Source organism: Streptomyces sp. NPDC059010 (genome assembly GCF_042740355.1).
GTDB lineage: Bacteria > Actinomycetota > Actinomycetes > Streptomycetales > Streptomycetaceae > Streptomyces.
The window spans coordinates 71,532-94,469 of the sequence record NZ_JBHYJA010000041.1; the positions used below are offsets into that span (position 1 = coordinate 71,532).

Annotated in this window: 16 protein-coding genes; 13 read left to right on the forward strand and 3 right to left on the reverse strand. The window is 70.6% G+C overall.

Annotation, left to right across the window (positions count from 1 at the left end; translation table 11 throughout):
* Positions 1–131 precede the first annotated feature (131 nt).
* Positions 132–3,026 carry a vitamin B12-dependent ribonucleotide reductase gene (locus ACFWYS_RS34740; RefSeq protein ID WP_384777506.1) on the forward strand — a complete coding sequence of 965 codons (2,895 nt, stop codon included), beginning with the start codon at positions 132–134 and terminating at the stop codon, positions 3,024–3,026.
* A 120-nt stretch (positions 3,027–3,146) separates the two neighbouring features.
* Here ACFWYS_RS34740 and ACFWYS_RS34745 read toward each other — a convergent pair whose 3' ends face one another.
* Positions 3,147–3,680: a TerD family protein gene (locus tag ACFWYS_RS34745; RefSeq protein ID WP_384777508.1), complete on the reverse strand. Its 534-nt coding sequence runs from the start codon at positions 3,678–3,680 to the stop codon at positions 3,147–3,149.
* Between the two features lie 156 nt (positions 3,681–3,836).
* Here ACFWYS_RS34745 and ACFWYS_RS34750 point away from each other — a divergent pair, with 156 nt between their 5' ends.
* The 3 genes from ACFWYS_RS34750 to ACFWYS_RS34760 all read left to right on the forward strand — a co-directional run bounded on the left by ACFWYS_RS34750 (position 3,837) and on the right by ACFWYS_RS34760 (position 6,140).
* Positions 3,837–4,442, forward strand: a complete 606-nt coding sequence (locus ACFWYS_RS34750) for a YdbC family protein (RefSeq protein WP_384777511.1) — start codon at positions 3,837–3,839, stop codon at positions 4,440–4,442.
* Between the two features lie 120 nt (positions 4,443–4,562).
* Positions 4,563–5,222, forward strand: coding sequence for a histidine phosphatase family protein (locus ACFWYS_RS34755; RefSeq protein ID WP_384777513.1), 660 nt, complete (start codon positions 4,563–4,565; stop codon positions 5,220–5,222).
* Between the two features lie 12 nt (positions 5,223–5,234).
* Complete coding sequence (locus tag ACFWYS_RS34760) at positions 5,235–6,140, forward strand: ADP-ribosylglycohydrolase family protein (protein WP_384777516.1); 906 nt, start codon at positions 5,235–5,237, stop codon at positions 6,138–6,140.
* Positions 6,141–6,513: 373 nt separating this feature from the next.
* On the opposite strand, the gene ACFWYS_RS34765 is transcribed toward ACFWYS_RS34760, so the two are convergent.
* On the reverse strand, positions 6,514–8,061 hold the full coding sequence (locus ACFWYS_RS34765) for an MFS transporter (protein ID WP_384777519.1): 1,548 nt from the start codon (positions 8,059–8,061) through the stop codon (positions 6,514–6,516).
* Positions 8,062–8,245: 184 nt separating this feature from the next.
* On the opposite strand from ACFWYS_RS34765, the gene ACFWYS_RS34770 reads away from it, so the two are divergent.
* The 3 genes from ACFWYS_RS34770 to ACFWYS_RS34780 all read left to right on the forward strand — a co-directional run bounded on the left by ACFWYS_RS34770 (position 8,246) and on the right by ACFWYS_RS34780 (position 10,363).
* Positions 8,246–8,869, forward strand: coding sequence for a TetR/AcrR family transcriptional regulator (locus tag ACFWYS_RS34770; RefSeq protein ID WP_384777522.1), 624 nt, complete (start codon positions 8,246–8,248; stop codon positions 8,867–8,869).
* A gap of 82 nt (positions 8,870–8,951) precedes the next feature.
* Entirely contained in the window at positions 8,952–9,653 is a 702-nt protein-coding gene (locus tag ACFWYS_RS34775) for a ribonuclease HII (protein WP_384777525.1), read from the forward strand.
* 68 nt (positions 9,654–9,721) lie between these two features.
* A complete protein-coding gene (locus ACFWYS_RS34780) occupies positions 9,722–10,363 on the forward strand; it encodes a hypothetical protein (RefSeq protein WP_384777527.1) in 642 nt (213 codons plus the stop codon).
* Positions 10,364–10,709: 346 nt separating this feature from the next.
* Here the strand turns inward: ACFWYS_RS34780 and ACFWYS_RS34785 are convergent, their stop codons facing one another.
* Entirely contained in the window at positions 10,710–11,345 is a 636-nt protein-coding gene (locus ACFWYS_RS34785; RefSeq protein WP_384777530.1) for a hypothetical protein, read from the reverse strand.
* 449 nt (positions 11,346–11,794) lie between these two features.
* On the opposite strand from ACFWYS_RS34785, the gene ACFWYS_RS34790 reads away from it, so the two are divergent.
* The 6 genes from ACFWYS_RS34790 (at position 11,795) to ACFWYS_RS34815 (ending at position 22,772) form a co-directional block, all read left to right on the forward strand.
* The gene (locus tag ACFWYS_RS34790) at positions 11,795–13,954 is read left to right on the forward strand and encodes a RecQ family ATP-dependent DNA helicase (protein ID WP_384777533.1); all 2,160 of its coding nucleotides are present in this window, start codon (positions 11,795–11,797) and stop codon (positions 13,952–13,954) included.
* 206 nt (positions 13,955–14,160) lie between these two features.
* Positions 14,161–15,861, forward strand: coding sequence for a DUF4192 domain-containing protein (locus ACFWYS_RS34795; RefSeq protein WP_384777535.1), 1,701 nt, complete (start codon positions 14,161–14,163; stop codon positions 15,859–15,861).
* Between the two features lie 848 nt (positions 15,862–16,709).
* Complete coding sequence (locus ACFWYS_RS34800; protein ID WP_384777538.1) at positions 16,710–18,629, forward strand: glycogen debranching N-terminal domain-containing protein; 1,920 nt, start codon at positions 16,710–16,712, stop codon at positions 18,627–18,629.
* A 130-nt stretch (positions 18,630–18,759) separates the two neighbouring features.
* Complete coding sequence (locus tag ACFWYS_RS34805) at positions 18,760–19,518, forward strand: NUDIX hydrolase (protein ID WP_272123109.1); 759 nt, start codon at positions 18,760–18,762, stop codon at positions 19,516–19,518.
* A gap of 175 nt (positions 19,519–19,693) precedes the next feature.
* On the forward strand, positions 19,694–21,721 hold the full coding sequence (locus ACFWYS_RS34810; RefSeq protein ID WP_384777542.1) for an ATP-binding cassette domain-containing protein: 2,028 nt from the start codon (positions 19,694–19,696) through the stop codon (positions 21,719–21,721).
* A gap of 163 nt (positions 21,722–21,884) precedes the next feature.
* Positions 21,885–22,772, forward strand: coding sequence for a FadR/GntR family transcriptional regulator (locus ACFWYS_RS34815; protein ID WP_384777545.1), 888 nt, complete (start codon positions 21,885–21,887; stop codon positions 22,770–22,772).
* Positions 22,773–22,938 lie beyond the last annotated feature (166 nt).

Below are 22,938 nucleotides of genomic sequence, written 5' to 3' on the forward strand. Positions count from 1 at the left end.
CGGCCGTGAAGCGGCGACAGAAGACCTGCTGCGGGTGGCGATCAGAGGGTGCCCGCAGCACCAGACAGAACACCGTGCCACGGGGAACATCGGGGCACTTCAGGGCGTTTTAGCCCGTACAGGGAGGCGGCATGACAGAGACGGCGAGCGGTCCGGCACGGAGTTCCCGCGCCAAGGGCACCAAGGCGGCCAAGGGACTGCGTATCGAGCGCATCCACACCACCCCCGGCGTGCACCCGTACGACGAGGTGGCCTGGGAGCGCCGTGACGTCGTCATGACCAACTGGCGCGACGGCTCTGTGAACTTCGAGCAGCGTGGCGTCGAGTTCCCCGACTTCTGGTCGGTGAACGCGGTCAACATCGTCACCAGCAAGTACTTCCGCGGTGCCGTCGGCACCCCGCAGCGCGAGACCGGCCTCAAGCAGCTGATCGACCGCATCGTGAAGACGTACCGGAAGGCCGGCGAGGACTACAAGTACTTCGCCTCGCCTGCCGACGCCGAGATCTTCGAGCACGAGCTGGCGTACGCCCTCCTGCACCAGGTCTTCAGCTTCAACAGCCCCGTCTGGTTCAACGTCGGTACGCCGCAGCCCCAGCAGGTCTCCGCCTGCTTCATCCTGGCCGTCGACGACTCCATGGAGTCGATCCTCGACTGGTACAAGGAAGAGGGCATGATCTTCAAGGGCGGCTCCGGCGCCGGCCTGAACCTCTCCCGCATCCGCTCCTCCAAGGAGCTGCTGTCCTCCGGCGGCAACGCCTCCGGTCCTGTCTCCTTCATGCGCGGGGCCGACGCCTCGGCAGGAACGATCAAGTCGGGCGGCGCCACCCGTCGCGCAGCCAAGATGGTCATCCTCGACGTCGACCACCCCGACATCGAGGACTTCATCGAGACCAAGGTGAAGGAAGAGGAGAAGATCCGCGCCCTGCGTGACGCGGGCTTCGACATGGACCTGGGCGGCGACGACATCACGTCCGTCCAGTACCAGAACGCCAACAACTCGGTCCGTGTGAACGACACGTTCATGAAGGCCGTGGAGACGGGCGGCAAGTTCGGCCTGACGTCCCGCATGACCGGCGAGGTCATCGAGGAGGTCGACGCCAAGGCCCTGTTCCGCAAGATGGCCGAGGCCGCCTGGGCCTGTGCCGACCCCGGCATCCAGTACGACGACACCATCAACCACTGGCACACCTGCCCGGAGTCCGGCCGTATCAACGGCTCGAACCCCTGCAGCGAGTACATGCACCTGGACAACACGTCCTGCAACCTCGCCTCGCTGAACCTGATGAAGTTCCTGAAGGACGACGGCAAGGGCAACCAGTCCTTCGACGTCGAGCGCTTCGCGAAGGTCGTCGAGCTCGTCATCACCGCGATGGACATCTCCATCTGCTTCGCGGACTTCCCGACGCAGAAGATCGGTGAGAACACGCGCGCGTTCCGCCAGCTCGGCATCGGCTACGCCAACCTCGGCGCCCTGCTGATGGCGACCGGCCACGCGTACGACTCCGACGGCGGCCGCGCCCTCGCCGGTGCCATCACCTCCCTGATGACCGGTACGTCGTACAAGCGCTCCGCCGAACTCGCCGCGGTCGTCGGCCCTTACGACGGCTACGCGCGCAACGCCCAGCCGCACCTGCGCGTCATGAAGCAGCATGCCGACGCCAACACGACGGCCGTCCGCATGGACGACCTGGACACGCCGATCTGGGCCGCCGCCACGGAGGCCTGGCAGGACGTGCAGCGTCTCGGTGAGAAGAACGGTTTCCGTAACTCCCAGGCGTCCGTCATCGCCCCGACCGGCACCATCGGTCTCGCGATGTCCTGCGACACCACCGGTCTTGAGCCCGACCTCGCGCTGGTCAAGTTCAAGAAGCTGGTCGGCGGCGGCTCGATGCAGATCGTCAACGGCACCGTCCCGCAGGCCCTGCGCCGCCTGGGCTACCAGGAGGAGCAGATCGAGGCGATCGTCGCCCACATCGCCGACCACGGCAATGTCGTCGACGCCCCGGGCCTCAAGCACGAGCACTACGAGGTGTTCGACTGCGCCATGGGCGAGCGCTCCATCTCGGCGATGGGCCACGTCCGCATGATGGCCGCGATCCAGCCCTGGATCTCCGGCGCGCTCTCCAAGACGGTCAACATGCCGGAGTCGGCGACCGTCGAGGAGGTCGAGGAGATCTACTTCGAGGCCTGGAAGCTGGGCGTCAAGGCGCTCGCCATCTACCGCGACAACTGCAAGGTCGGCCAGCCGCTCTCCGCCAAGACCAAGGAGAAGGAGAAGACCGAGATCACGGAGAAGGCCGAGGCCACCATCCGTGAGACGGTCGAGAAGGTCGTCGAGTACCGCCCGGTCCGCAAGCGCCTCCCCAAGGGCCGTCCCGGCATCACGACGTCCTTCACCGTCGGCGGCGCCGAGGGCTACATGACCGCCAACTCCTACCCGGACGACGGTCTCGGCGAGGTCTTCCTGAAGATGTCCAAGCAGGGTTCGACCCTCGCCGGAATGATGGACGCCTTCTCCATCGCGGTCTCCGTCGGCCTCCAGTACGGCGTGCCGCTGGAGACGTACGTCTCGAAGTTCACGAACATGCGCTTCGAGCCGGCCGGTATGACGGACGACCCGGACGTGCGGATGGCCCAGTCGATCGTCGACTACATCTTCCGCCGCCTGGCGCTGGACTTCCTCCCCTTCGAGACGCGTTCCGCGCTCGGCATCCACTCCGCCGAGGAGCGTCAGCGTCACCTGGAGACGGGTTCGTACGAGCCCAACGAGGACGAGGTCGACGTCGAGGGCCTGGCCCAGTCGGCGCCGCGCGCCCAGGAACTGAAGGCCGTCGCCACCCCGAAGGCCGACGCCGGAGCGGCCAAGGCGGTCCCGCAGCAGGCCCACACCAGCGCCGAACTGGTGGAGATGCAGCTGGGCATCCAGGCCGACGCCCCGCTGTGCTTCTCCTGCGGTACGAAGATGCAGCGCGCCGGCTCGTGCTACATCTGCGAGGGCTGCGGCTCGACCAGCGGCTGCAGCTGACACCGGACAGGGGCCTGGCCCCGGCCGTCGGGTAGGTCTTGAGGCGACCTGACGGAAGCGCAGAAGGAGGGGCGCCGACCAAATGTCGGCGCCCCTCCTTGCCGTATGCCACCGCGCGCCTCAGGGCTGGCGAATGCTGCCCATGGTCGCCGTGAACGTCTCCGGATCGTCCTCGAAACCGTGGATGCCGGGGCGGAAGTCCCACGTGCCCGATTCCTGGCGTACGAACTCAGCGACCGTCGTCGCCGTCGAGCCCAGGACACCGCCGAAGTCGTCCTCGGCCAGGACGGTGTAGCCCTCGCGGATGCGCAGGGCCGGCTTGATGACGCTGACGAAGGTGCGCTGCGCCGGGCGCTGCTGGATCACGACTCCGACCATCACGCGCGCGTACCGGCTGTCGAGCCGGTCGAGCTCCGCGGTCATGACCTCGTCCCAGCCGAAGCCCTTGCCGTCCTTGCTGTCCCGGTTCAGATAGATCGTGCCGTCGGGAGAGCGGCTGTCGAAGTGCACCACGTAGGCGGGATCCCCGTACGGGTCACTGGACAGATAGGTCGCGGCGACGATGTCCAGATCGGTGGGCGGCTGCCCGGCCGGACTCGGATCCCACTTGACCGAGATCTCGACTTTCCGGATCCCCTTGTTGATGGCGCTCACCAGGCTTCCCCTTCCCCGTTCCGCGTATGCCGTCGGCCTGAACTGCCCAGCAGCAAAGGCCGGTTGTCCATCCTGCCACGCGAGCGGGATCGCGCGCCGGGGAGCACTCCTGTCGAGCGTGACCGGCGCCACGCTCCGTGGCCTTACCATGGCGCGGTGCTGGTCAAGTGGATTCGCTGCACCGTGGTGGACCGCCGCGGCTTCGAGCGGGCGCAGCGAAAATGGGCGGGGCTTCTGGGGGAGCCGGGGTTTCGGGGGCAGGGTGGGGGCTGGAGCCGGGGGCGGCAGGGGGTTGTGCACGTCTTCTCGTTCTGGGAGAGCCGTTCCTTCTACGACTCCTTCATGGCCCGTTCCCACGACAGGCTGGCGGCGGCCCAGTCGGGCACCTTCAAGGACATACAGGTCAAGCTCTTCGACCACCGCTTCGACGTGAAGACCGGCTTCGAGCCGCGCTTCACCGACGCGGACCTGGTCAGGGTGGCCCACTGCCGTGTCCATGAGGACCGCGCCGAGCACTTCATGCTCATGCAGGAGAAGGTCTGGAACCCCGCGATGGCCGGTTCGCCCGGCATGATCCGCGGGCTCTTCGGCGAGGCGCCGGGCCACGAGTTCCTCGTGCTGTCGATGTGGCGGTCGGCCGCGGAGCACGGAAAATACCGCACGGAGCGGGTGGAGCGACTGGCCCTGCGAGCCCAGACGGAGGCGGACATCGCGGCGCTCACGGGTGACATCGTGGATCTCGAACCAGCCTGGACCGTTTGAATTCCAAACCCTGTGATTCGTGCGCCCTGATGTGACCTGTGGTGCAGGAAATGTGTGACGTACGCCGTATGGGGCCCGTACGAGTGCTCGATCGGCCGTCACTCGATCTAGGGTTTTGGCATGGCACGACCACGGCGCATCGTCCTTGTCCGGCACGGAGAGTCAACGGGCAATGTTGATGACACCGTGTACGAGCGTGAGCCCGACCACGCACTGGCCCTGACCGAGCGAGGCTGGCGGCAGGCAGAGGAGACGGGAAAACGGCTGCGGGAGGTGTTCGGCCGTGAGCGAGTGAGCGTGTACGTCTCGCCCTACCGCCGTACGCACGAGACGCTCCGGGCCTTCCACCTCGATCCCGAGCTCATACGCGTGCGCGAGGAGCCCCGGCTGCGCGAGCAGGACTGGGGGAACTGGCAGGATCGCGACGACGTACGCCTCCAGAAGTCCTACCGTGACGCCTACGGGCACTTCTTCTACCGCTTCGCCCAAGGCGAGTCCGGTGCCGACGTCTACGACCGGGTCGGCAACTTCCTGGAGAGCCTGTACCGCAGTTTCGAGGCCCCCGACCATCCGCCGAACGTGCTGCTCGTGACCCATGGACTGGCCATGCGGCTGTTCTGCATGCGCTGGTTCCACTGGACGGTCGCAGAGTTCGAATCACTGTCGAACCCCGGGAACGCGGAGATGCGGATGCTCGTTCTCGGGGACGACGGCAAGTACACGCTTGACCGGCCTTTCGAACGCTGGCGAGATCCGGAACCGTACGGGATCACCGGATAGAGTGGCAGGGCGATGACCGCTGATTCCTCACCTGAAGGGCGCCTGGACCGCGCCCTCGCCAGCCTGCGCGGACTCGCGGTGGGGGACGCGCTGGGCTCGCAGTTCTTCGTGCCGGTGAACTACCCGCTGCTGAAGCGGCGCGAGCTGCCGTCCGGCCCCTGGCAGTGGACCGACGACACCGAGATGGCCTGCTCCGTGGTGGCTGTCCTGGCAGCCCACCACCGCATCGACCAGGACGCGCTGGCCCGCTCCTTCGCCGAGCGCCACGACTTCGACCGGGGCTACGGCCCCGCGGTCAATCGGCTGCTGCGCCTGGTCCGGGAGGGCGGCGACTGGCGAGAGCTGTCGGCCGCGCTCTTCAACGGACAGGGATCCTGGGGCAACGGCGCCGCGATGCGTATCGCGCCGCTCGGCGCCTGGTACGCGGACGATCCGGAGCAGGCGACCCACCAGGCCGAGATCTCGGCCTACCCCACGCATCAGCATCGCGAGGCCGTCGTCGGCGCCATGGCCGTCGCTGCGGCCGCCGCACTGGTCTCCGCGCCCGGTGGCCCGCCCAGCCCCGAATCGCTCCTCGACGACGTCATCGCCCTCGTTCCGAAGAGCGCGGTCGGAGCGGGCCTGCGACGCGCCCGGGACATGCTCGACTACGGCGACGCGGCCACGGTCGCCGCCGTCCTGGGCTGTGGCCGGCGTACGACGGCACACGACACCGTGCCGTTCGCGCTGTGGTCGGCGGCGCGGGCTCTCGGTGACTACGAGCAGGCCTTCTGGACGACCGCGCAGGTCGGCGGCGACGTGGACACCACGTGCGCCATCGTGGGCGGGGTGATCGGCGCCGGGAAGGCCGGGGCGATGCCGGCCGAGTGGGCGGAGCGGACCGAGGCACTCCCTGCGTGGGTGCCGACGTCGGTGTAACGCCGCTCTGGCCTGCCTGAATCTTCTCCCTGCCGGACCTCTAATAACTTTCTGTGCCTGCCGGGAACTCTGCGTGACTGCTGGTCCGTTGTCGTGGCAGTTGCTGTGCGACCGCTGGGGCCGCACACGCAGGTGACACACGAGGGGCAGGGGTGCGGCCATGGGGGGCAAGTCGGTGCTGGGCGTGCTGTTTGTCGTGGCCACCGCCGCATGGGTCGGGCTTCGGCACTCCCGTGGCAACGGGGGCGGTCCCACGCCGGTCGGCGGGGAGGTGGTGCGGATGGCCGGCTCGTTGTCCTCGTCGCCGGTCCCCCGGACGCGATCCGGCCACCCGCGGTCCTTTGCCTGCTCTGCCGTTGCCAGTCCTGCCGGGTCAGCCGGCCATCGGGCCCGCCGTCCCGGCGAGGGCCTCCAGGTCGCTCTTGCGGACCCGGATCACCAACCAGGCGGTGGCCAGGGCGAGTACGGCCATCGCGGCGGCCGCCACGAAGCCCGTCGAGATGCCCTGCGTGAGCACTTCGTGGCCCCAGGAGCCCGGCAGCTGATGGGTGTTGGCGAACTCCGCCTTCTGCTCGGGCGACGCCTCGGCCATGAACTTCGGCAGCTGCTTCTCCGCCTCGTCCTTGCTGGCGGAGCCGAACACCGTCGTCAAAATGGACAGGCCCAGCGAACCGCCCACCTGCTGAGTGGCGTTGAGCAGCCCGGACGCGGCACCGGCCTCGTGCTGGGCGACGCCGGAGACCGCAGTGATCGTCAGCGTCACGAAGTTCAGGCCCATACCGAAGCCGAACGCCAGCATCGGTCCGAGCACTCCGCCCACGTAGGAACTGTCGGCGCTGATGAGCGTCTGCCAGGCCAGCCCGGTGGCGGTGAGCGCCGAGCCCACGAGCATGAACGGCTTGGGGCCGAGCACCGGCAGGAAGCGCTGCGAAAGGCCCGCCCCGAGCGCAATCACGACCGTCACCGGCAGGAAGGCGAGACCGGCCTCGATCGGGCTGTACTGCAGCACGTTCTGCACGAAGAGAACGATGTAGAAGAACATGCCGAACATCGCCGCGGCCAGGCTGAGCATGATCACATACGTGCCCGAGCGGTTGCGGTCGGCGAACATCCTGAGCGGGGTGATGGGTTCCTTGGCCCGCGACTCGATGAACGCGAAGGCCAGCAACAGGACCACCGCGGCGCCGAAGGAGCCGATGGTCAGGCTGTCCCGCCAGCCCTCGTCGGCCGCCCGGATGAAGCCGTAGACGAGGGACGCCATGCCCGCCGTCGAGGTCAGTGCACCCGCTATGTCGAAGCGCCCGGAATGCCGTTCGGACTCGCTGATGTACAGCGGGGTGAGCAGGGCGATCACTATGCCGATCGGTACGTTGACGAAGAGCACCCATCGCCAGTCGAGCCACTCGGTGAGCATGCCGCCCGCGAGCAGGCCGATGGCGCCACCGCCGGCGGAGACTGCGGCGAAGACGCCGAACGCCCGGTTCCGTTCCGGGCCTTCGGGGAACGTGGTGGTGATGAGCGCCAGCGAAGTGGGCGAGGCGATCGCGCCGCCCACGCCCTGGAGCACACGTGCGGCCAGCAGTTGCCACGGCTCCTGGGCGAGCCCGCCGAGCAGAGAGGCCAGCGTGAACAGAAGGATGCCGGTCATGAAGACCCGGCGGCGGCCCAGGATGTCACCGGCGCGGCCACCGAGAAGCAGCAGACCGCCGAAGGTGAGGGTGTAGGCGCTCACGACCCAGGTGAGGTCGGTGGTGCTGAACTTGAGCGCCTCTTGAATGTGCGGGAGTGCGATGTTCACAATCGTCGCGTCGAGGACCACCATGAGTTGGCAGGCTGCGATGACGGTGAGTGCGATACCAGGATGCCCCTCCCGACGGGCCGCACCTGGTTTCTGGTCCTTGATCAACTGAGAGGTTGTCACTATGGGTCCCCCACAAGTGCCTTAGTGAACGCTCGCGTTCACTGTCGCGTCAACCGTAGTGAGTCCCCAGTAGTGAACGCAAGCGTTCACTGAAGTCGTCATCGCGCGGCGTTTCCCCCGTAGTTGCCGCGCACCGCCCCTTGTCCCCGGAATCCCGCTTCCCTTGTTCGTTGGAGACGCTCAGATGGTTACCTCGCGCTGGACGGCCGCCCCCGCTCAGACGGCCTCCCCTCGCCGGCGCGGCGTCGTGCTCGAACGCGCGATCCTCGATGCCGCGCTGGAACAGCTCAGTACGGTCGGCTGGAACGGCCTCACCATGGAGGGCGTCGCCGCGGGCGCCCAGACGGGCAAGGCCGCCGTCTATCGGCGATGGCCGTCCAAGGAGGACCTTGTGGCCGACGCGCTGCGGGCCGGGCTGCCGACCTTCGAGTCGGCTCCCGACCTGGGTGGCGTGCGCGAGGACCTGCTTGAGCTGTGCCGGCAGGCGCGGGATGCGATGTTCTCGCGCCCCGGTTTCGCGCTGCGCTCGGTGATTCACGAATGCGACACGCTCCAGGCCGAGCGCTTCCATGGCGTGATCTTCGACGGGGTCGTGGAGCCGACCATCCGGTTGCTTCGAGAGGTGATCACCCGTGGAATTGAGCGGGGGGAGGTGCGGGCCGATGCGGCGAACGGCTACGTCTTCGACGCCATTCCGGCGATCATGATGTACCGGTCGAAGATGTGCGGCAGTGAATGGAACGACCGGGACATCGAGGAGATGATCGACCAGTTGATGGTTCCCCTCCTCCGTCCGGCGGGGCTGTGAGTGATCGCTTCGGCGGCGTGGCGGTTCCTTCGGTGAACCAGGGTGTCGGAGCAGGTTCGCGGCGGCGTACGCTTAGGGCGCCATGCCGTACGAACCACCTACTCACACCGTCGAGCGCTCCCTTCGAGCCACGACCGGAGCGAAGATCATTGCCGGTGTCGACGAGGTGGGGCGCGGCGCGTGGGCCGGGCCCGTCACCGTCTGCGCGGCGATCACCGGACTGCGTCGGCCCCCCGAGGGCCTGACCGACTCCAAGCTGCTCACCGTCAAACGGCGCACCGTGCTCGCCGAGGAACTGCGGACGTGGGTCACGTCGTACGCCCTGGGGCACGCCTCCCCGGAGGAGATCGACGGCCTGGGGATGACGGCCTCGTTGCGGCTCGCCGCGGTGCGCGCCCTGGAGGCCCTGCCGGTCCGCCCCGACGCGGTGATCCTCGACGGGAAGCATGACTACCTCGGGGCTCCCTGGCGGGTCCGTACGGTGATCAAGGGTGACCAGTCCTGCGTGGCGGTCGCGGCGGCCTCGGTGATCGCCAAGGTGCAGCGCGACAAAATGATGGCCGAACTGGGTATCGACCATGCAGACTTCGGTTTTGCGGACAACGCCGGGTATCCGTCGCCCGTGCACAAGACCGCACTGGCGGAACGGGGACCCACCCCGCACCACCGGTTGTCGTGGGCGTATCTTGATGCGCTGCCCCAGTGGCGGCACCTCAAGAAGGTCCGCACCTGGGTGGAAGGAAGCGTTCCGGAGATCGAGGGCCAGCTCGGCTTCGACTTCTGACGATTCCGCTCGCACTTGTGTGCCACCCGCTCGCGCGAGCCGCACCAGCGTTTGATAAATATCAGCTCATGCCTCTCATTCCCGAGGAGCCTCAGATTCACGAGAGTGCCCAGGGTCCCCGCGCCACGCCGGCCAGTGGCCGTACCGCGCCGACCCCCCGCCCCGTACCCGGCCCCCGCCCCGCGGCTTCGTCGCGTCCCGGCCGACCCGGGCCCCCGCGGCCCGCGCCGCCGGTGCAACGTACGCCGCGCGACGTGGCCGTGACCAAGCCCGGGCCCTCGGCCCCGGCTGCCCCCGCCGCCTCCGCCCAGGCTGTGGCGACCCCGCAGATCCAGCTGATCCCGGCCTCGCCCGAGGGTGCGCTCGACGCTGCCGAGGAGGCCGTCGACCTGCTCCTGGAGTCGGGCCGCGCTCCTGGCGACGTGTTGGTGATCACCACGGGGGAACAGCACCCGTGGGCCGCTCACGAGCTGTCCTTCGGCGAAGCCTCCTACTGGGCGCAGCACGACGCGGGTGACGACGTCTTCTACGCCGCTGCCTCCGCAGTCGGTCGTGCCGCGTCGCGCCCCGTGGTCGTGGTCGCCGTCAACGGCGGTCCCGACACCGCTGCCGCCACCGCCCTGCCTCTGGCCCTCGGCCAGGCGAGCGCCCTGCTGATCGTCTGCGGTGACCCGCAGCGGATCAACTCGGTGCTGGGCGCGGGCGTCTGAGCCGCTTCCGGCTCGTCCGGGGGGGGGAACACCCCGCAGGACACCGGGGACACGACGCCAGTGTGGTGTCGTCCGCACGGCGAGGCCTTCGGCGTGCACGGATGTGTGGGGGTGCGTACGGAAGTCGCCGTGCGCAGGCCCTGCCGGTTCGGGACTCGACTCCACGTCGACCGATGAGTCGTACGGATGAGTCGTCGTGGGGCATCGGGACGCGCGTCGGCCTGGGGCGTGGTGATCAAGGGCGGTCGCGGGTCGTCGGAGCGCAGCTCGCATGCGCGACCGTGGTCGCGGCCTCGCGGCCTCGCGGCCTCGCGGCTGGGAACCTCTCTCGGTGTTCTCGGTGTTCTCAGCGAGCTGCCGCGCGCCGCAGGATCTCCGAGGCCGCGCCGCCGGTGCGCGGCAGGGGGAGCGGTGCCTCGGACGTGTCGAAGGGCTCCGGTGACGAGTCGGAGCTGGGGCGGCGGCCGCCGCGGCCCTCGCCGAGGACCTGCCAGCCGTCACGGGTCAGCGTGATGTACGCGCCGCAGCGCAGCCCGTGCAGGGTGCAGGCGTCACGCAGGCCCCACATCCAGGCGCCGTCCTCCTCCGTCCAACGGGCGTCGCCCTCACGGCAGTAGAGCAGCACCGCGGTGCGTACCGGCGTGCGTCGGCGCAGGTCGTGCGGGATGACGCGGCGCAACTGGGCGAGCAGGGCGTTGCGGAACATCCAGCCGTCGGCCGGTGTCGAGCGGCGGGTGAACGAGGCGCTCGCCCGCAGTCGCTCGTCCGGGTCGAGTACGGCCACGATCGCGGTGTCCGGCCCGGGGCGGTGCCGTGAGTGCAGACCGCTGACGACCTCCCGGGGGTTGCGCAGCAGCGGGATTCCCGCAGCAGCCCACTCCCCGGGTTCGAGCATGCGGGCCAGGGGGTTGGCGGATGCGGCGGACAGGTCGGCTGACGTCGACGTGGATGCCGCGGAGGACGGAGCGAATCCGAAGGTCACGGTCCTCCCTTCGGCTACGCGCCCACACTGCGGGCGGGGTCGGAATCGGGGGAGCGCACACCGCAGCAGAGCCCTACCGGATCACGGACGAGCCGCGCGGGGAGCGGACCTCAATTCTTCCTGCCGAACCGGAATGCGGCAACGAGCAATTGGGGCCACGGTCCGATATCCAATGGTGTGTGGGTTATATCCCTACCCAGCGCGTCACCGTGCGACGCATGGGTTGACTGGGCACAACCAGGTCGTGCGTCTCTGATGCCTGAGGGACCCGGGGTGCGTCGGTTGCAGGCCGGGATTCGTGCGGCATCGATGGCACGGTCGGGCGGGCGGCGGACGAGCTGTGATCTCGCCGGTTCGGTCGACCCGCTGCATGCACGAGACGGGGCGGCTCTGCTTCGGAAAGCGGGGTGAAGTGGCCGACTGTCAGTGCTGTCGGGTTGCATGGGGGCATGGACGTTCTGGAGTTGCGCGCTGAAGCCGATGCCATCCTCGCCGAGCTCGTCGGTGCCCCCGAGGGCTCGGCGCGCCTGCGGGAGGACCAGTGGCAGGCGGTGGCGGCTCTGGTGGAGGACCGTCGGCGTGCCCTGGTGGTGCAGCGCACCGGCTGGGGCAAGTCGGCGGTGTACTTCGTGGCCACCGCTCTGCTCCGGAGGCGTGGCTCGGGCCCTACGGTGATCGTCTCGCCGTTGCTGGCGCTGATGCGGAACCAGGTCGAGGCGGCGGCACGGGCGGGCATCAGGGCCCACACGATCAACTCGGCCAACCCGGAGGAGTGGGAGGTCATCTACGGGGAGGTCGAACGCGGCGAGACCGATGTACTCCTCGTGAGTCCGGAACGTCTCAACGCCGTGGATTTCCGTGAGCAGGTGCTGCCCAAGCTCGCGGCCACGACCGGCCTTCTGGTGGTCGACGAGGCGCACTGCATCTCCGACTGGGGCCACGACTTCCGCCCGGACTACCGGCGGCTGCGGGCGATGCTCGCCGAGCTGCCCGCCGGAGTGCCGGTCCTGGCCACCACCGCGACCGCCAACGCGCGCGTCACCGCGGATGTGGCCGAGCAGTTGGGCACCGGTGGCGGTGAGGCCCTGGTGCTGCGCGGTCCGCTGGAGCGAGAAAGCCTGCGCCTGGGCGTCGTCCAGCTGCCGGATGCCGCACATCGCCTGGCCTGGCTCGCCGAGCACCTGGACGACCTGACGGGCTCGGGGATCATCTACACGCTCACCGTGGCCGCGGCCGAGGAAGCCACCGCCTACCTGCGGCAACGCGGCTTCCGGGTGGCCTCCTACACAGGGCGCACCGAGAACGCCGACCGCCTGCAGGCCGAGGTCGACCTGCAGGAGAACCGCGTCAAGGCGCTGGTGGCGACCTCGGCGCTGGGCATGGGCTTCGACAAGCCGGACCTGGGATTCGTGGTCCACCTCGGCTCACCGTCCTCGCCGATCGCCTACTACCAGCAGGTGGGGCGTGCCGGGCGCGGTGTGGAGCACGCCGATGTGCTGCTGTTGCCGGGCAAGGAGGACGAAGCCATCTGGCGCTATTTCGCGGATGCCGCCTTCCCGCCCGAGCCGCAGGTGCGCGCGACCCTGTCGGCCCTCGCCGGCGCGGGGCGGCCGCTGTCCGTGCCGGCCCTGGAAGCCGTGGTCGACCTCCGGCGCACCCGGCTGGAAAGCATGCTCAAGGTGCTGGACGTGGACGGAGCCGTCAAACGAGTGAAGGGCGGCTGGATCTCCACCGGAGAGGAGTGGGTCTACGACGCCGAGCGGTACGCGTGGGTCGCCCGGCAGCGGGCGGCCGAGCAGCAGGCCATGCGTGACTACGTGAGTACGTCCCAGTGCCGGATGGAGTTCCTGCGCCGGCAACTGGACGACGACGGGGCTGCCCCGTGCGGCCGTTGCGACAACTGCGCGGGTGCCTGGGTCGAGGCCAGTGTCTCGGCGGAGGCGTTGACGGGCGCGGTGAAGGAACTCGATCGCCCAGGAGTGGAGATCGAGCCGCGCCGCATGTGGCCGACCGGGATGCCCGCGCTGGGCATCGAACTCAAGGGCCGTATCGCGGCCAGGGAACAGTGCTCCACCGGGCGGGCCCTCGGGCGGCTCTCGGACATCGGCTGGGGCAACCGGCTACGCCCGCTGCTGGCCGAGAACGCGCCCGACGGTCCGGTCCCCGACGACGTGCTGCGGGCAGCGGTGGCGGTCCTCGCCGACTGGGCGCGCTCTCCGGGCGGCTGGGCGCCGAATGTCCCGGACGCGTCCGCACGACCGGTGGGCGTCGTCGCCGTACCGTCCATGACCCGCCCGCAGCTGGTCGGTTCCCTCGCGGAGGGGATCGCGACCGTCGGACGCCTCCCCTTCCTGGGCACGCTGGCGTACGACAGGCCGAGCGGCGCCCACGCGGCACGGCGCAGCAACTCCGCCCAACGTCTCAGGGGACTGTTCGACGCCTTCACCGTTCCCGAGGAACTGGCCGAGGCCCTGGCTCGCTCCCGCGGCCCCGTCCTGCTCGTCGACGACTACACCGACTCCGGCTGGACACTTGCGGTCGCCGCGCGACTACTGCGCCGGGCGGGCGGTGAGCAGGTCCTTCCGCTGGTCCTTGCGGCTGCGGGCTGAGCCTTCCCGCACGGGGTGTTCGACGGACGTCCCCGGGTGACGCGCGCGGTGCACGATGACGGTCGGCGCTCGTCGACCACCAGTGCCGCTTGTTCTGGGCCGGTGCGGAAGGGGAATCGGCTGCTCACCCAGCGGGTTGTCGTGCCCCTGATCGGACTTATCCACAGGGCAAACCGGAGCCTCGCGATCCGCGAGATCGTCTCCACATGACGAACCACGGCGAAACGACTGGATCCTCCGAGAACGACGACCGCGCGGGCAGCGAACAGCACCTCTTCGCTGCGAAGGCCGACCCGAACGACGGGCACGAGATGCCCGGCGGGCCGAGCGGGCACGAGATGCACGGCGCGCCGGGCGCGTATGACGAGCCCCGAGAGCGCTCGCCACAGACGGACCAACTCGACTGCACCGCGTACGACGGGAGCTTGGCCGAGCACCAGGTCACTCTGCGCACCCCGGACGAGCTGGCCGACGCGCTGCCGTATCTCCTCGGGTACCGCCCGGAGGACAGCATCGTGCTCGTCGCCCTGCACGACAGGGATGGCCGTGGCCGGTTCGGTGGGCGTGCGCGGCTCGGCATTCCCGCGAGTGCGGACGACTGGGACTCCGCCGCCAGGCAATTGGCCCAGGGGCTGGTGAGGGGCAGCGAGCGCAGGGGAGCCCGTCCCGGGCAGATGGTCGCCTTCCTCTGCCAGGAACCGGTGAAGGCGGAGGGGGAGACTGGCCGACAGATCATGGAGCGGCTGCGACCGCTGGCCCAGAAGATGCGTCTCGCCTGCGGCAGCCTGGACGTGCCGGTGATCGAGGCGCTGTGCATCTCGGACGGCCGCTTCTGGTCGTACTGCTGCGACAGGGAGGAGTGCTGTCCGGCCGAGGGCCGGCCGATGGGGCTGCCGGGTACGTCCGTGCTGGCCGCCGCGGCCACATACGCCGGGGTTCAGGTGCGCGGCACGCTGCGTGAGTTGCGGGCCAGGCTGCTGCCCTGGGAAACGGCCGCCGCGCTGGATCAGGAGATCGCCCTGGACGCCGCCGGTACGGCGCTGGTCCCCAGGATTCTCGACGACGCGACGCGCGTGGGTGTGGCAGAGGAGACGCTCCAACTGGCCGAGCAGCTCATCAGCCGGTTCGCCGCGGCCCCGCCCGTGTCCGGGGCGCTCACCGAGGATCTCCGCGACGACGAACTGCTCGGACACGACGAAGCCGCGCGGCTCATTCTGGGCTTGCAGGACCGCGCGAGCCGCGACCGGGCGGCGGAGTGGATGGAGGGCGACGAGGCCGGTCCGGCCCTGCGGCTGTGGCGCGCGCTGGCCCGCCGCTGTGTCGGACCGTACTGCGAACATGCCGCCGCGCCTCTCACCCTCGCCGGCTGGGTCGCCTGGTCCACCGGTGACGACCTGGAGGCCCGGGAAGCCCTTGCCATGGCACTTGGCGCCGACTCCGACTATCTCTTCGCCCGCCTGTTGCACCAGGCCTGCAACGAGGGGCTCGATCCCGAGTCGATCCGTCGCTGCCTGCGCTCGGAGCGTGCGCGGCGTGAGCAGCGGGAGGGTGGGCTGACCGGCGGGCCGGAGAGGCTTGACGCGCCTGAGGATCTCGACAAGCCGGAGAGGGGCGACGCGTCAGAGGACCTCGACAAGCACGAGGACTTCGACAACCCGGAGCGTGATGAAGAGCCGGTTCGAGTTGAGTCGGTGAAACCCTCGCCGCGCCCGGTGGCGAGGTCTGCCGCAGGTGCTCGTCGCCGGTCTCGGCACCCCGCTGGTGCGGCCGGCAGCTTCCCCCGCTCCACGAGGAGCTCTGGGCGAGAGCGGGCTCCGCGCGCCTCGAAGAAGGGGGCCGTACGTCGGAGCGGGGCCTGTCCGGACGGCGTTCGCTCCAAGGACATCCGCGCCGAGGGGGACACGTGAGCAGGCGCGGGCCGACTCCTGGGCGAGATGGAGGAGGCAAACTGCCGTGGCCAACCGTAGGTCTGCACTCCGGAAGCCCCGAGGACCTCAGCCTGCCCGGTGAACTCGGTGAACTCGGTGAACTCGGTGAACTTGGTGAACTTGGTGAACTTGGCGAATGCGGTGACCCTCCGGCGGTGTCACCCCCGCCCAGGCGTGACCCGGAGGAGCCCCTCCCCGTTCACCTGAGTGGCGGAACGACTGGACCGGTCACACCGCCGCACCGCCCCTGTCACTCCGGATCTCCTGGCCGGCGTCGCATACGCCCGAGGCCCACTGAGCGCAGAGGAAGCCGCCCCATGCCACAGCAGACTCCAACCTCCCCGGCCTCCGACGACCGCACGCCGACCGGTGGGCAGGCGGCATCCGTCAGGTTGGAGGAAGGTTCACCTCTGACCGGCGGCGGCCCGGACTACGGCGCGTCCCAGCCTCCGGGCGATGCGGTGCGCAGTGCCCCGCCAACCAGCCACGGCTGGTCCCAGCCGACCTCGGCGGAACAGGGCCGCCCCATGGCCCGATCCATGGACCAGACCCCACCTCCTGTCCGGCGGCCGACGGCAGACCAGAACGGTCGCCGCTCTTCGTGGGAACCGTGGGAAGGACGGACCGAGCTCCCCGTTCAGCCGACAGGCCAGACACGGCAATCGAGGCGGGCCAACCCGAGCCCGAGCCGTAGCCAGCCCCAGACCCGATCTCAGACCAGGCCCCGGACCCAGAGCCCCCCGCCCTCATTACCCGCGAGCAGGGGCCCCACCTCGCCACCACCTTCCAACTGGCCCACCAGCCACCTTCCTCCCACCCACAACGCGATGATCTGCGTCGCCCTCCCGGGCCTCGCCATCTCGACGGACCAGGGGCAGTTGACCGGCAGAGGGCTGGAAGGGTTCTACCGGGCGGGCCGGCGCGTGCTCTCGCGCTGCCAGATCACGGTGGCCGGACGCGAACCGCTGGCGGTCCAGGCGCGGATGATCACGGCCGACTCCGTCCGCTTCGTGGGTACGCTGCGCGTCTCCCCGCAGGGGAGCCCCGACCCGGACGTCGTCGTCGAGCGAATCCGGCACGCGGACGGGACCGAGCGGATCACCCTGCGCAGTGCGGCCGTCCGACCGCTGCGGCTCCCGGTTGAGGTCGCTCTGGGGACGGACCTTGCCGACCTCGGGACGATCGCATGCGGCAACCCGGGACCGGAACTGCCCGCCAGCGTCCACGATTCCGGCCTGCGCTGGTCGTCGGCCAAGGGCAACTCGGCAGTGACGGCCGACCCGCCGCCCACCGACGCGTTGGCTTCCGCGGGCCTGCTGCGCTGGGAGTTCGCGCTGCCCCCGGGCGGCAGCGCGAGCATCGAACTACGGGTACGGCCGGACAGGGCAGGACCCGTGCGGGCCGTGGGCCGGGCGGCGACCAGCCCGCTGGCGCCTGCGCGGGCGGCCGGCGACGACCCCAGGGCGGAGGCCCTGCTGCGAACCAGCATCGAGGATCTCCAGGCCCTCCTGCTGCGCGACCCCGCCCACCCCTCCGACACACACCTGGCCGCCGGAGTGCCGTGGCGCTGCGGACTCGCCCCGGCCGACGCCCTGGCCGCGGCCCGGATGACCCTTCCCTTGGGCACCCGGCTCGCCGCGGGCACACTGCGCACCCTCGCCCGCACCCAACTCCAGGGGCAGGGACCGCAGTCCGGCATGATTCCCGGGCCGATGCGGGACGCGGGCACGTATCTGCCACCGGGCTGCACGGGTACGGAGGCCACGCTCCTCTTCCCCACGCTGCTCGCGGAGGCCCGGCGCTGGGGGCTGCCCGAGGCCGAGACCGATGAGCTCCTCCCGGCGGCCGAGCGGTGTCTGACCTGGCTGTTGACCACGGCCGGCCACGACACGTACCTGCGTGACCCACACCCCGGCGGCCCCGTTCGCTGCGAGACGCAGGCGCACGCCCATCGAGCGGCACTGCTCGGCGCCGACCTTCTCGACGCCTGTGGCAGACCGGGCGGCGCCGAGCTGCGGCAGTGGGCCGGGGTGCTGCGGACGGCGTTCCGCGCGGAGCTCTGGATCGACGACGTGGGCGGCGGCCGACCCGCCGCAGCCCGGGCAGCGGACGGACGCCTTGTGCCGCAACTGGGCGCCGCAGCCGTCCATCTTCTCGACACCGGCCTGCTGGGCGGGGGAGAACGGGCGCCCGGCCTGCTCGACAAGGTGCAGACCGAACAACTCGCCCGGCTGCTCGGTGCTCCGGCCATGGACTCGGGCTGGGGACTTCGCGGACTGGGTGCGAAGGAGGCGGGACACAACCCGTTCGGACACCGCGGTGGCGCCGTGCGTGTGCATACGACGGCGCTCGCCGTCGCGGGTCTGGCCGCGGCCGACTACGAGAAGGAGGCCAGTGCGCTGCTGCGGGGGGTGCTGGCCGCTGCGGAGGCGTTCGGCCACCGGCTGCCGGAGATGTACGCGGGGGAGCAGCGAACCGACGGCAGCGCTCCTCTCCCGCACCCGGCGGCCTGCCGTCCCGCAGCCACGTCGGCCGCGGCGGGGGTGCTCCTGCTGACCTCCCTCGCGGGCATCCGTCCGGACGCCCCCGGAGGCACGGTCACGTTGCGTCCCATGCGCAGCGCACCGCTGGGCGAGATCGTCCTGACGGGCCTGCGCGTCGCCGGCGCCCCCTTCTCGATACGTGTCAGCAGGCTGGGTCTCGCCATGGTCGAGGAGGCGGCCGACGGGCTCCAACTGCGAGCGTGACCTCGTACGACGTCATGCGGCACGCCGTGCGGGAGGGGACGGTGGAGCGTATACCGGCCGAATTGGATCAGCCGTCGACGGGGTCGGCGAAGGGAGTGTTTATCGTCAGGCAGACGACTATGATCGCCGCATGCCCTACGACCCGTCAGCCTTTCCGCCCTTTGCCGTCACCGTGGACCTGGTCGTGCTGACCGTGCGTCGCCATGCCTTGTGCGCGCTGGCGGTGCGCAGGGGCGAGCCGCCGTTCCAGGGGCGCTGGGCACTGCCCGGCGGATTCGTACGGGCCGACGAGGACCTGGCGCAGGCCGCGGCGCGAGAGTTGGCCGAGGAGACCGGGCTGCGCGCCCACGACCCCGCCGTTCCGGCCCAGGACAACGGCGCCCACCTGGAACAGCTCGCGACATACGGCGATCCCAAGCGGGACCCCCGGATGCGTGTGGTCAGTGTCGCCCACCTCGCGCTGGCCCCCGACCTGCCCCCTCCCCGCGCGGGCGGCGACGCCAGCAACGCCCGCTGGGCGCCGGTCGACGAGCTGTTGCAGCAGGGCGGGTACGGCAGGGACGGAGAGCCGGTCGCGCCGCTCGCCTTCGATCACGCGCAGATCCTGGCCGACGGAGTGGAGCGTGCCCGCTCCAAGATCGAGTACTCGTCCCTGGCCACAGCGTTCTGCCCCACCGAGTTCACGGTCGGCGAGCTGCGCCGTGTCTACGAGGCGGTGTGGGGCGTGGCGCTGGACCCCCGCAACTTCCACCGCAAGGTGACGGGCACGCCGGGCTTCCTGGTGCCCACCGGTGGCACCACCACACGTCAGGGCGGCCGCCCCGCCCAGCTCTTCCGGGCCGGCGGAGCCACGCTGCTCAACCCCCCGATGCTGCGCCCCGAAGTCTGACGCCGGAGCCCCGGGCGGGACGCCCGCCGGGCCGGTCGGCGCCTGTCCGAGCCGGGAAACGACCGGAACGCGAGGCAAGCAAGGGCGAACAGAGATCCGGTCCGGCCGATTGCCGCGCGGGCGACGGGCCTTGCGCTGCCCGGAAAACCGGACATAACGCGCTATCTTGCTGAGGGTGATCCAGGCCATCGGACTGACCAGCGATTCCCGCAAGGGGCTTCCTCCTGCCGTCGACGACGTCTCCTTCGAGGCGCGCGCGGGACATGTCACCGCGCTGCTCGGGGTATCGGGAGCGGGCAAGACGGCGGCGCTCAGACTCATGCTCGAACTCCAACGGGGCCGTGGCGTCACCCACTTCAGAGGGCGCCCCCTGCACCGCATCGCGCATCCGTCGCGCGAAGTGGGTGTGCTGCTGGGCGATGTCCCCGGGCACCCGGCCCGCACCGTCCGCGGCCATCTGCGCATGCTGTGCGCCGCCGCGGGCGTCCCGGCGCGGCGCGCCGACGAAGTCCTGGAGGTGGTCGGCCTCGTCAGCCTGCGCGACGAACGCCTCGGGACCCTCTCGCGCGGCATGGACCGCCGCCTCGGCCTGGCCTGCGCGATGCTGGCCGACCCGCACACCCTCGTGCTCGACGATCCCGCGGGCGGGCTCTCGACCCGCGAGAGCCGTTGGCTGTACGGCATGCTGCAGGCACATGCGGCCCAGGGCGGCACGGTTCTGCTGACCACGGCCGACCCCAAGGAGGCCGCGCGCACCGCAGACCGGGTCGTCACCCTGGAGCGGGGCAGGCTCGTCGCCGACCAGAAGGTCGCCGACTTCTCCCGTACCCGGCTGCGCCCCCGCGTCGCCGTCCGCACCCCCCACGCCTCCCGTCTCGCCGCCCTCCTCGCCAAAGAGGCGCGCAGCAAACAGCGCTCCGTCGAGGTGGTGCGCGAGGGCGGCAACCGCCTCTCCGTGTACGGCAGTACCTGCGCGGCCGTCGGTGAGACCGCGTACCGCCACGGCATCCTCGTCCATCAACTCGCCGACGAGATCGGGGACATGGGACCGGACGCCGCGACGGACTGCGCGGATCGCTCGGATCACTCGACGGAGCGGCGAGCGGAAGAGGCGGCGCCGCTGATGCCGGTCAGTGAGGCGATCCCGGCCCGTGTCCGTGGGCGTGAGGCCAAGAAGCCGCCAGTGCTGGTGCCTGCGCCGACGTCGGACAAGCGGTCGGCAGCGGTCGACGATCTCACGGAGCTCGAAGAGGCGCCGCCGACGCCGGGCGCCGGTCAGCCGACCACGCCACAGGCGCGCGTGAGCGAACCGCGAACGGCCGACTCACCCACCGAGGGCCATGGCCCTGCCTCGCAGGCCGCCGGTTCGCACTCGTCGGCCGCCTCGGTCGAGACCCTTCCCGAACTCCCGCCCCCCATCTCTGTCCGCTCCGCCCCCAGCCCCCTGCGCCCCCTCCGCTACGAGCTCCGTCGCGCCGCCGGAGTCGGCACGGGGTTCCTCACCGCCGCCGCGGTGCTCGTGGTGTCCGCCCTCACCGCCGTACTGCTCGCCCGTGTCGGGCACACTCCGCACCCGCGTCTGATGGTCGCGTGGCCGCGGGAGCTGCCGCTGCCGCCCGCGGCGCTCGGGGCCGGGCTGCTCGGCGCGATCGCGTTCGGCGACGAGTTCCGCCACCCCGCCCTGGCCGCGGATCGCGGCACCGTCCCCCGTCGACTGGGACTGCTCGCCGCGAAACTCCTCATCGCCTCCGCCACCGCGCTGGCCCTGGCCGTCCTCACCGTGGGCTGCAACATCGAAGTGCTCTATCTCGTCTACGGACGGGAGCTCGCGGAGGTTCCCGCCGACTGGCTTTCGCTGAGCGCGAGTTGGATCGGACTCGTCGTCGGATGCTCGTGGGCCGGCGTGCTGGCCGCGGGGCTCTTCCGGTCCACCACGGCCGGGCTCGCGGCGGTGGTCGCCGTACCCGTCCTCCTCGTACCCCTCGTGCAGAAGGCCGTGGAAGGGCCGTCGGTGCGTACCGCGGCCGGATTCCCGCTGCGGCTGCGCGAGCTGCTGCTGTCGCAGTGGCCGTTCGGAGGCGAGCGGTATATCGCCGCCACCGCGCGCGTGATCGCCCAACCCGTGGGCGGCGCACTGGCGTTGTCGCTGGTCGCGCTGCTCGCCGCCTATCTGCTCACGACGCTGCGCAGCAGGGTCCGATGATGACCGTCCGTGTTCTTCCCGGCCCCGTCATGCACGCAACTCCTCGGGGAAAGCCCATTTCTTTCCGATAAGGCGTCAATTGCGACGGGGTGAGCGATCACCCTTTCGTGTGCTTTTCACCAAAGACCTCAAGGGAGTTGGGGACGGCGCCGACAAAGGATCCGTGAGTACCCTTGCGCACACCATGATGACCGCCGCCCGCGCCGCCGACTCCGGTCTCGCCGGCCCGGGCGATCTCGACCGCTACCCCTACGCCGAGGCCCCCGTCGCCGACCGCGTCGCTTCCCCCGCCTGGGAGGGCGCGGATTCGGACCTGGGCCGTGTCGGCAGGCGCGCCGCGGGCAGCCGCGGACGCGGGCTGCACGGCCAACTCGTCCAGCAGCTCGGCCAGATGATCGTCTCCGGTGACCTGGGCGCCGACCGCCCGCTCGTGCCCGAGGAGATCGGCCAGCGTTTCGAGGTCTCCCGCACCGTCGTCCGTGAGTCGCTCCGGGTCCTGGAGGCCAAGGGCCTGGTCAGCGCCCGGCCGAACGTCGGCACGCGCGTGCGCCCCGTCAGTGACTGGAACCTCCTCGACCCGGACATCATCGAGTGGCGCGCCTTCGGGCCACAGCGCGACGACCAGCGCCGGGAGCTGAGCGAGCTGCGCTGGACGATCGAGCCGCTGGCCGCCCGCCTCGCCGCCGGGCACGGGCGCGACGACGTCCAGCAGCGGCTCGCCGACATGGTCGAGATCATGAGCCACGCGATGGGGCAGGGCGATGTCCTGACCTTCTCCCGCGCCGACGCCGAGTTCCACTCGTTGCTCATCCAGGTCGCGGGCAACCGCATGCTGGAGCACCTGTCGGGGATCGTCTCGGCCGCCCTCCAGGTCTCCGGCGGCCCTGTCACGGGCTGTGACCGGCCGAACGAGACGTCGCTGGCGCAGCACAGCAGGATCGTCGACGCCCTGGCCGCCGGTGACGGGGCGGCCGCCGAGGCGGCCATGCGTCAGCTGCTCACCGTCCACCCCGAGGTGGAGCGCGTGGTGCCCGCGCCCCGTGAGCACTGACCGCACACCCGGGTCGCGCGACTGAGGGCGCCTCCCCCCTCCTGGGGCGTCGCTCGGACAGCGCACCCTCTCCCGGGGGGGGGGGGGCCCGCGCCGCCCGGCCGGGGCGCGGGCCGGCGCCGAGCGCGGCGGAACACGCGGCGGCCGGCAGGGTGCGGCCGCGAGC

Coding starts and splice junctions, on each gene's coding strand:
- ACFWYS_RS34755 (WP_384777513.1), top strand. CDS start 4,563: ATGGCACGACCACGGCGCATCGTCCTTGTCCGGCACGGAGAGTCAACG.
- ACFWYS_RS34800 (WP_384777538.1), top strand. CDS start 16,710: ATGATCTGCGTCGCCCTCCCGGGCCTCGCCATCTCGACGGACCAGGGG.
- ACFWYS_RS34790 (WP_384777533.1), top strand. CDS start 11,795: ATGGACGTTCTGGAGTTGCGCGCTGAAGCCGATGCCATCCTCGCCGAG.
- ACFWYS_RS34780 (WP_384777527.1), top strand. CDS start 9,722: ATGCCTCTCATTCCCGAGGAGCCTCAGATTCACGAGAGTGCCCAGGGT.
- ACFWYS_RS34770 (WP_384777522.1), top strand. CDS start 8,246: ATGGTTACCTCGCGCTGGACGGCCGCCCCCGCTCAGACGGCCTCCCCT.
- ACFWYS_RS34795 (WP_384777535.1), top strand. CDS start 14,161: ATGACGAACCACGGCGAAACGACTGGATCCTCCGAGAACGACGACCGC.
- ACFWYS_RS34740 (WP_384777506.1), top strand. CDS start 132: ATGACAGAGACGGCGAGCGGTCCGGCACGGAGTTCCCGCGCCAAGGGC.
- ACFWYS_RS34760 (WP_384777516.1), top strand. CDS start 5,235: ATGACCGCTGATTCCTCACCTGAAGGGCGCCTGGACCGCGCCCTCGCC.
- ACFWYS_RS34805 (WP_272123109.1), top strand. CDS start 18,760: ATGCCCTACGACCCGTCAGCCTTTCCGCCCTTTGCCGTCACCGTGGAC.
- ACFWYS_RS34775 (WP_384777525.1), top strand. CDS start 8,952: ATGCCGTACGAACCACCTACTCACACCGTCGAGCGCTCCCTTCGAGCC.